The sequence below is a fragment of the Actinomadura darangshiensis genome (assembly GCF_004349235.1).
Taxonomy (GTDB): domain Bacteria; phylum Actinomycetota; class Actinomycetes; order Streptosporangiales; family Streptosporangiaceae; genus Spirillospora; species Spirillospora darangshiensis.
Window position 1 is genome coordinate 18,854 of the sequence record NZ_SMKY01000101.1, and the last position, 9,122, is coordinate 27,975.

At 70.4% G+C, this 9,122-nt stretch carries 8 protein-coding genes; 7 read left to right on the top strand and 1 reads right to left on the bottom strand.

Annotation, left to right across the window (positions count from 1 at the left end; genetic code table 11):
* From E1293_RS22005 to E1293_RS22035, 7 genes are read left to right on the top strand one after another with little or no spacing between them, the layout of a single operon-like run.
* Positions 1 to 774 carry a TIM barrel protein gene (locus E1293_RS22005; RefSeq protein ID WP_243716388.1) on the top strand — a complete coding sequence of 258 codons (774 nt, stop codon included), beginning with the start codon at positions 1 to 3 and terminating at the stop codon, positions 772 to 774.
* Positions 771 to 1,706 carry a 5-dehydro-2-deoxygluconokinase gene (gene iolC, locus E1293_RS22010; protein WP_132199334.1) on the top strand — a complete coding sequence of 312 codons (936 nt, stop codon included), beginning with the start codon at positions 771 to 773 and terminating at the stop codon, positions 1,704 to 1,706. Before E1293_RS22005 ends, iolC begins: the two co-directional genes overlap by 4 nt.
* On the top strand, positions 1,703 to 2,560 hold the full coding sequence (iolB, locus tag E1293_RS22015; protein ID WP_132199335.1) for a 5-deoxy-glucuronate isomerase: 858 nt from the start codon (positions 1,703 to 1,705) through the stop codon (positions 2,558 to 2,560). Before iolC ends, iolB begins: the two co-directional genes overlap by 4 nt.
* Positions 2,557 to 4,407 carry a 3D-(3,5/4)-trihydroxycyclohexane-1,2-dione acylhydrolase (decyclizing) gene (gene iolD / locus E1293_RS22020; RefSeq protein WP_132199336.1) on the top strand — a complete coding sequence of 617 codons (1,851 nt, stop codon included), beginning with the start codon at positions 2,557 to 2,559 and terminating at the stop codon, positions 4,405 to 4,407. The genes iolB and iolD overlap by 4 nt, the downstream gene beginning before the upstream one ends.
* A gap of 43 nt (positions 4,408 to 4,450) precedes the next feature.
* Entirely contained in the window at positions 4,451 to 5,440 is a 990-nt protein-coding gene (locus tag E1293_RS22025) for a sugar ABC transporter substrate-binding protein (RefSeq protein WP_132199337.1), read from the top strand.
* The gene (locus E1293_RS22030; RefSeq protein WP_132199338.1) at positions 5,437 to 6,498 is read left to right on the top strand and encodes an ABC transporter permease; all 1,062 of its coding nucleotides are present in this window, start codon (positions 5,437 to 5,439) and stop codon (positions 6,496 to 6,498) included. The genes E1293_RS22025 and E1293_RS22030 overlap by 4 nt, the downstream gene beginning before the upstream one ends.
* The gene (locus E1293_RS22035; RefSeq protein WP_132199339.1) at positions 6,495 to 7,337 is read left to right on the top strand and encodes an ATP-binding cassette domain-containing protein; all 843 of its coding nucleotides are present in this window, start codon (positions 6,495 to 6,497) and stop codon (positions 7,335 to 7,337) included. The genes E1293_RS22030 and E1293_RS22035 overlap by 4 nt, the downstream gene beginning before the upstream one ends.
* Before the next feature lie 63 nt (positions 7,338 to 7,400).
* On the opposite strand, the gene E1293_RS50245 is transcribed toward E1293_RS22035, so the two are convergent.
* Positions 7,401 to 9,056 carry a serine/threonine-protein kinase gene (locus E1293_RS50245; protein ID WP_132199340.1) on the bottom strand — a complete coding sequence of 552 codons (1,656 nt, stop codon included), beginning with the start codon at positions 9,054 to 9,056 and terminating at the stop codon, positions 7,401 to 7,403.
* Positions 9,057 to 9,122: the final 66 nt, after the last annotated feature.

Below are 9,122 nucleotides of genomic sequence, written 5' to 3' on the forward strand. Positions count from 1 at the left end.
GTGCTCGGCGAGATGCGCGACCTCGGGCTCGCCGCCACGGAACTGGGCCCGTCCGGCTTCCTTCCCGGCGCAGCCCAGGAGAGGGACCAACTGCTGTCATCCTACGGACTCGGGCTTGTGGGGGCGTTCGTACCGATCGTCTTGCACGACCCTGCCTCCGATCCCTTGCCCGTTGTCGAGCGGGCCCTGGACGAGATCGGCGGCGTCCTCGTCTTGGCCGCCGCCACCGGACTCGACGGCTACGACGAGCGTCCCGTTCTCGACACCAAGGCGTGGTCGACGCTGCTTGCGAATCTCGACGCGATCGCCGCACACGCCGCCGCCCGCGACAGGCTCGTCACCTTGCACCCGCACGTAGGGACGGTCGTGGAAAGGCGCGCCGAGGTCGAGCGCGTACTGGGCGGCTGCAGCATCCCGCTCTGCCTCGACACAGGGCATCTCCTGGTCGGCGGCACCGATCCGGTCTGGCTGGCGCGATTCGCTGCGCCGCGCATAGCGCACGTCCACCTGAAGGACGTCGACGTAGGGCTCGCCCAACAGGTGCTCAACGGCGACGTCGCGTACACGAACGCGGTACGGGACGGTCTGTACCGGCCACTCGGGGACGGCGACATTGACATCTCCGGCCTCGTCCGCACGCTGGAAGGCGCCGGTTACGAAGGCTGGTGGGTGATGGAACAGGACACCGTCCTTACAGACGCCCCAGCGGAGGGCGACGGACCGTACGACGACGTCCGCCGGAGCCTGGACTTCCTCGCAGGGATGGGCCGATGACGTTCGACCTCATCACGATGGGACGGGTAAGCGTCGACGTCTACCCGGACCAGGTGGGCGTGCCGCTGGAGGACGTCGATTCGTTCGGGAAGTACCTCGGCGGCAGCCCGACCAACGTCGCCGTGGCGGCGGCCAGGTACGGCCGCCGCACCGCCGTCATCACCCGCACCGGAGACGACCCCTTCGGGCGGTTCATCCACAAGGCGCTCCAGGGGTACGGGGTGGACGACCGGTTCGTCACCGCCGTACCAGGACTGCCGACGCCACTCGCGTTCTGCGAGATCTTCCCGCCGGACGATTTCCCGCTGTACTTCTACCGCTACCCCAAGGCACCCGACCTGGAGATCCGTCCAGACGAGCTGGACCTGGAGGCGATCCGCGCAGCCCGCATCGTCTGGGCCACGGTCACAGGTCTCTCGCAGGAGCCCAGCCGTGAAGCGACCCTGAACGCGCTTGCCGAGCATCCCGGCCAGACCGTCATCGACCTCGACTACAGGCCGATGCTCTGGGACGACCCGGCGGAGGCCCCGCACTGGGCCGGGCTCGCCCTGGAACGGGCGTCCGTCGCGGTCGGCAACCTGGACGAGTGCGAGGTCGCGGTGGGGGAGCGGGACCCGCGCGCCGCCGCCCGCGCGATCCTGTCCCGCGGCCCGGACCTCGCCATCGTGAAGATGGGACCGGACGGCGTCCTCGCGGCGACGGCCGACGAGATGGTGCAGGTGCCCCCGGTCAAGGTCGACGTCGTCAACGGCCTCGGCGCCGGGGACGCGTTCGGCGGCGCCATCTGCCACGGCCTCCTCGCCGGGTGGGGCCTGCGGCGGCTCGTCGAGTTCGCGGGCGCCGCCGGGGCGATGGTCGCGTCCCGCATCGCCTGCTCGGACGCGATGCCCACGCAGGGCGAGGTCGAACAACTCCTCAAGGAGCCCCGATGAAACACCACCTGCCCGCCGGAACCACTGCCGAGGGGCCGTACGGGCTCGTCGTGACACCGGAATCGGCCGGCTGGGCGCACTCCGCCCTGCGCGTCCTGGAACTGCCGGACGCCGCGTCGCACACGTTCGAGACGGGTGAGTTCGAGACGATCGTGCTGCCGCTCGCCGGGTCGTGCACCGTCGAGTGCGACGGCGAGCGGTTCGAACTGGAAGGACGCGACGACGTCTTCAGCCGCGTCAGCGATTTCGCGTACGTGCCGCGCGACGCGCAGGTCACCGTCCAGGGCCGTGGACGGTTCGCGCTCGCCGGCGCCCGGTGCGAGTCACGGCTGGAGCCGCGCTACGGACCCGCCGAGAAGGTCCCCGTGGAGCTGCGAGGAGCCGGATTGGCGAGCCGGCAGGTCAACAACTTCGGCACACCGGAGGGCTTCCCGTTCGCCGAGAAGCTGATCGCGTGCGAGGTGCTGACGCCCGGCGGCTGCTGGTCGTCGTTCCCGCCGCACAAGCACGACGAGGAGACGCCGGACGAGGCCGTCCTGGAGGAGATCTACTACTTCGAGGTCGCCCGGGACGGCATGGGCTACCAGCGCGTCTACGGTTCGCCGGGACGTCCCATCGACGTGCTCGCCGAGGTGCGCAGCGGCGACGCCGTCCTGATCCCGCACGGCTGGCACGGCCCGTCCATGGCCCCGCCCGGGAACGACCTGTATTACCTCAACGTGATGGCCGGGCCGTCGCCGGAGAGGGCCTGGCGCATCTGCGACGACCCGTCGCACGCGTGGATCCGGGACACGTGGGCGGGCCAGCCACTCGACCCCCGGCTGCCGTTGACCTCGGTGGAGGGACGGTCATGAGGCTCACGGTCGGTCAGGCGGTCGTTCGTTTCCTGGCGGCGCAGTACAGCGAGCGGGACGGGGTGGAGCGGCGGTTCTTCGCTGGCTGCTTTGGGATCTTCGGTCACGGCAATGTGGCGGGGATGGGGCAGGCGCTGCTGGAGCATGCCGACGATTTCCCGTATTACATGGCGCGCAACGAGCAGGCGATGGTGCATGCGGCGTCCGGCTACGCGCGGATGAGTGATCGGTTGTCGACGTTTGCGTGTACGACGTCGATCGGGCCGGGTGCGACGAACATGGTGACCGGTGCGGCGTTGGCGACCGTCAACCGGTTGCCGGTGTTGTTGTTGCCGGGTGATGTCTTCGCCACGCGTGCGGCCAATCCGGTGTTGCAGGAGTTGGAGGATGCGCGGTCGTTCGATGTGTCGGTGAATGATTGCTTCAAGCCGGTGTCGAGGTATTGGGATCGGATCAATCGTCCTGAGCAGTTGCCGGGTGCGTTGCTGGCGGCGATGCGGGTGCTGACCGATCCGGCCGAGACGGGCGCGGTCACTTTGGCGCTTCCGCAGGATGTGCAGGCGGAGGCGTTGGAGTGGCCGGAGGAGTTGTTCGTGCGGCGGGTGTGGCGTATCGCCCGTCCCGTCCCCGAGCCGGCCGCGCTCGATGAGGCCGCCGCCATTCTGCAAGCCGCCGAACGTCCGCTCATCGTCGCGGGTGGCGGTGTCATCTACTCGGGCGCGACTGAGGAGTTGCGTGCGTTCGCTGAGCGGACGGGTATCCCGGTGGCCGAGACGCAGGCGGGCAAGGGCGCGCTGCCTTGGGAGCACGCCTGTTCGGTGGGTGCCATTGGTGCGACGGGCACTACGGCGGCCAACGCGCTGGCGCGCGAGGCCGATGTCGTGGTCGGTATCGGTACCCGTTACAGCGATTTCACCACTGCCTCCCACAGCCTCTTCGCCAACCCGGCGGTGAAGTTCATCAACGTCAACGTCGCGAGGTTCGACGCCGCGAAACTCGCGGGCTGCGCCCTGGTCGCGGACGCCAGAGAGGGAATCAGGGGCCTGAACGTAGCCGTGGACGGCTACACCGTTCCCGATGCCTACCGGGACTCGGCGCGAGCCCTGACAGCCGACTGGAACGCGAAGGTCGACCAGGCCTACGCCCCCCAGAACGGAGATCTGCTCACCCAGGCCGAGGTCATCGGGGCGGTCAACGACGTCAGCGAACCCCAGGACGTCGTCGTGTGCGCGGCCGGGTCGATGCCGGGTGATCTGCACAAGCTGTGGCGGGCGCGCGATCCCAAGGGCTACCACGTCGAGTACGGCTACTCCTGCATGGGCTATGAGATCGCGGGCGGGCTCGGCGTGAAGATGGCCGCCCCGGACCGCGAAGTCTTCGTCATGGTCGGCGACGGGTCGTACCTGATGATGGCCCAGGAACTGACCACGGCCGTCGCCGAAGGGATCAAGCTGGTCGTTGTCCTGGTCCAGAACCACGGATACGCCTCGATCGGCAACCTGTCCGAATCGGTCGGAGCCGACCGGTTCGGCACCCGCTACCGCGCCCGGACCGCCACCGGTCTCGACGGCGCCACGCTCCCCGTCGACCTGGCCGCCAACGCCGCCAGCCTCGGCGCCGACGTGATCCGCGCCTCCACGGCGGACGATCTGCGGGACGCGCTCCACGCGGCGAGGAAGGCAGCGCGGACGACGGTTATCCACATTGAGACGAACCCCTTGGCAGGTACCCCCGACAGTGCGGCATGGTGGGACGTCCCGGTCGCGGAGGTGTCGGCACTGGACTCCACCAGGGAGGCCCGTGCCCGATATGAGGAGGATCGGCGCGCACGCCGCCGCCATCTGTGATCCACTCCTCTGACCGACCACTCGGGGAGAAACGGAGCATCCGATGAGAGGCGTTTTCGCGCGTGGGACGTCCAGGGGCCTCGCGGTGCTGGCCGCCGCGGGGCTGCTGGCGCTGAGCGCCTGCAGCAGTTCGGGCGGCAAGAAGTCCGAGGGGGCCCCGGAGGGCGCCGGCCCCCGGCTGAAGATCGCGATGGTCACGCACTCCGGTGCCGGCGACACCTTCTGGGACATCGTGCAGAAGGGCGCGAAGGCCGCCGCCGCCAAGGACAACGTCGAGTTCCTGTACTCGGCCGACCCGGACGGCGGCAAGCAGGCCCAGCTCGTGCAGGCCGCGATCGACAAGAAGGTCGACGGCATCATCGTCACCCTCGCCAAGCCGGACGCGATGAAGGACGTGCTGGCCCGCGCCACCGCCGCGAAGATCCCGGTGGTGTCGATCAACTCCGGCGCCGCCGACTCGGCGAAGCTCGGCGCGATCGCGCACTTCGGGCAGGACGAGTCGATCGCCGGTGAGGCGGCCGGCACCGAGCTGGGGAAGATCGGCGCGAAGAAGGCGCTGTGCGTCGTCCACGAGCAGGGCAACGTCGGCCTCGAGGACCGCTGCGCCGGTGCGAAGAAGACGTTCGGCGGCGACCTGCAGAACCTGTTCGTCCAGGGCACGAACATGCCGGAGGTGAAGTCGTCCATCACGGCCAAGCTCCAGGCCGACAAGAGCATCGACGGCATCCTGACGCTCGGCGCCCCGTTCGCCGCCACCGCCGTCGACTCGGTCAAGGAGACCGGCAGCAAGGCCAAGATCGGCACGTTCGACCTGAACAAGGACCTGATCGCCTCGATCAAGTCCGGCGCGATCGAGTTCGCCGTCGACCAGCAGCCCTACCTGCAGGGCTACGAGGCCGTCGACGAGCTGTGGCTGCTGAAGAACAACGGCAACGTGCTCGGCGGCGGGCGCCCCGTGCTGACCGGGCCCGCGATCGTCACCATGGAGAACGCCGGCGACCTGGAGGCGTTCGCGAACCGGGGGACGCGATGACCCAGACCGTGGCCGAGCCGCCCCCGGCGGCCGGCGCGGCCCCCGACGAGCGCCTGGCCCGGCAGTCGCCGCTGCGGCGGCTGCTGGGCCGCCCGGAACTGGGCGCGCTCCTCGGCGCGGTCGCGCTGTTCGTGTTCTTCTCCATCGTCGCCGACGCGTTCCTGCAGACCGGGTCGTTCTCCACCGTCCTGTACGCCAGCTCGACGTTCGGGATCATGGCGGTCGGGGTGTCGCTGCTGATGATCGGCGGCGAGTTCGACCTGTCCGCCGGGGTGATGGTGACGTCCGCGGCGCTGATCGCGGCGCTGACCGCCTACCAGCTGACGCTGAACGTGTGGGCGGGCGTGGTGATCTCGCTCGTCCTGACGCTGGCGCTCGGCATGGTGAACGGCATCCTGTACGTCAAGACTAAGCTGCCGAGCTTCATCATCACGCTCGCCACGTTCTTCATGCTGGCTGGCCTGAACCTGGGCGTGACGAAGGCGCTCACCGGCAACGTCGCCAGCGACTCCGTCCGCGACATGGACGGCTTCGACACCGCCCGCTCGATCTTCGCGTCCGACGTCGACGTCCTCGGCGTCAACGTCAAGATCACCGTGTTCTGGTGGCTGCTGTTCGTGGCGGTCGCGACCTGGCTCCTGCTGCGCACCCGCGTCGGCAACTGGATCTTCGCGGCGGGCGGCTCGGCCGACAGCGCCCGCGCGGTCGGCGTCCCCGTCGCCCGCGTGAAGATCGGCCTGTTCATGGGCGTCGCGTTCTGCGCCTGGTTCTCCGGGATGCACCTGGTGTTCGCGTTCGCGACCGTCCAGTCCGGGGAGGGCGTCGGCAACGAGTTCCTCTACATCATCTGCGCGGTCATCGGCGGCTGCCTGCTGTCCGGCGGATACGGGTCGGCGATCGGCGCGGCGATCGGCGCGTTCATCTTCGGCATGACGAACAAGGGCATCGTGTACGCGGAGTGGAACCCCGACTGGTTCCGGTTCTTCCTCGGCGCGATGCTCCTGATCGCCACCGTCGTCAACCTGATCGTCCGGCGCAGGGTGGAGCGGTCCTCATGACGGACACCAAGGAGGCGCCGCTGATCAGGCTGGCCGGCGTCGGCAAGAACTACGGCAACGTCATCGCGCTGCGGGACGTGACCCTGCAGGCGTCCGCGGGCGAGGTCACGTGCGTCCTCGGCGACAACGGGGCGGGCAAGTCCACGCTCATCAAGGTCGTCGCCGGCCTGCACCGCCACGACACCGGCACCTACGAGGTCGAGGGCGAGGAGGTGGCGTTCGGCTCTCCGCGCGACGCGCTCGACCGCGGCATCGCGACCGTCTACCAGGACCTCGCGGTCGTCCCGCTGATGCCCGTCTGGCGGAACTTCTTCCTCGGCTCGGAGAAGCGCAAGGGCATCGGCCGCATGGACGTCGAGTTCATGCGGACGACCACCCACGGCGAGATGGCCGCGATGGGCATCGACCTGCGCGACGTCAACCAGCCCATCGGCACGCTGTCGGGCGGCGAGCGGCAGTGCGTGGCGATCGCCCGCGCCGTCTACTTCGGTGCCAAGGCCCTCGTCCTGGACGAGCCCACCGCGGCCCTCGGCGTCAAGCAGGCCGGGGTGGTGCTGCGCTACATCGTCCAGGCGCGGGAGCGGGGCCTCGCGGTCGTCTTCATCACCCACAACCCGCACCACGCCTACCCGGTCGGCGACCGCTTCCTGATCCTCAACCGGGGCCAGAGCATCGGCTACCACACCAAGGACGAGATCACCCGCGACGAGCTGACCGCCCTCATGGCGGGCGGCAGCGAACTGGAGGAACTCGCGCACGAACTCGACGCGGCCGGTTCGGAGACCACCGCCGGACGGCTGGCCAAGGAGGCCAAGGACCTGGGCCTCACCGACGACTGACACCGCGGTCCCCGCGCGCCGCCGCGCCCCGGCGCGAGAGGCGGGGCGGCGCGCGGCGGTGTCCTAGGTCCATTCGGCGTGTTCGAGGATGCGCGCCAGGCCGGGGGTGTTCCAGACGTCCACGATGAGGATCTTGGACTGGGGCAGGTACCAGAGGCGCTCGGTATAGCTGAACCGCGTCCGGTCGGTGGGCCCGTACCGGTTCACGTCATCGCGCGTGTAGCAGGGGACGCGCCACTCGCGGTACTCGGCCTTCTTCGAGCCGACGGCCGCGAGCCTGTTCACCGTCAGCCGGGCGCCGAGCCTGGCGTTGACCGCCCGCAGGCTCTCGTGGCCGGGGCAGCTCATCCCCTCGTCCTGGACGAACAGCGAGGCATAGGTGTCGGACGTCCTGTAGGAGGAGGCGATGTAGGCGCTGGCGTTCTCCAGGAAACTGCGTCCGAGCACGTGGAAGCCCGGGCACCACACCTGGCCGGGACCGACCGACGCCCTGATCGGCTCCTGCTTGGAGCACGTCTTCCAGGTGCTGACGTAGTAGCTGTCCGTGGGGAGGGTCCGCGGGGTGTCGCCGAACGACGCCGCGACGTGCGGGACCGCGTGGGTCATCCACGCCCCCGGGACCCGGACCGTGAACCGCCCGATGCGCATCGGCACGCCGGACGGGGTCGGCGCCGCCTTCGCCGCGACCGCGTTCGGCCGGTCGGGCCTGGTCGCCTCGTACACGCCGACGCCGCCTGCGGTGGCGCCGACGACGGCGGTCCCCGCGACGGCGACGGCGGCCTTGGTCCCGACCGCCGCGAGCAGCCCCGAAGACCCGGCCCCCGCCGCACCGGCGGCGCCCGCGCCCGCCGGGACCAGCCCCGCTGCGAGCGGGAACAGGGCGGCGAGACCGACGGCCGCCCCGGCGAGGAGGCGCATGCCGCGCGACTCCCAGTCCGGTCCGTAGACCGTCCGGGCCAGCTCGTCCAGCTCCTCGACGAACGCCGCCGCGCCGGCGGGCCGGTCCGCCGCCTCCTTCGCCATGCCCCGGGTGACGAGCGGGCGCAGCGCCCGCGGGACGTCCTCGGCCGGGACGTCCCCGGAAAGGTGCCCCGCCATGACCGAAGCGCGATCACCGCCGTAGGGCCGTCGTCCCGTCAGGGCCTCGAAGAACACGCAGGTCGCCGCGTAGACGTCGGTCGCCGCCGTGGCGGACTCGCCGCGCCACTGCTCGGGCGCCATGTAGACCGGCGTCCCCGCACCGGACGCGGCCCCTTCCGGCGTGGCGATGCCGAAGTCGATGAGCTTGCTGCACCCGTCGGCCGGGACGATCACGTTCGCCGGCTTGTAGTCGCGGTGCACCACCCCGGCCGCGTGCGCCGCGGCGAGACCGAGCAGCGACCCGCGCAGCACCGTCAGCGCCGCCTCGGGCTCCAGCCGCCCGTACCGGCCGAGGATCTCCTTGAACGAGACCCCGTTCACGGCCTCCATCACGATGGCGAGGTCGTCCCCGTGCTCGACGAGCCGGTAGAGCCGCGCCACATGCGGGTCGTCGACCTGCCCGAGGATCCGCGCCTCGTCCCGGAACCGCTCCCGCGCGCCCGGATCGGCCCCGGCGGCCAGGTACTTGATCGCGATGGGCGCCCCCCGGCCGGCGTGCCGCGCGAGCACGACCCGCCCCTGCGCCCCGGAACCGAGCTCCCGTATCTCCTCGAACCCCGACACCCGCCAGTGCGCCACGTGCCGCTCCTCGGCCTCGTCCTGGAGCCTCCGCCCTTCTGACGCCCCCGCCTCTCACTAAGTTGC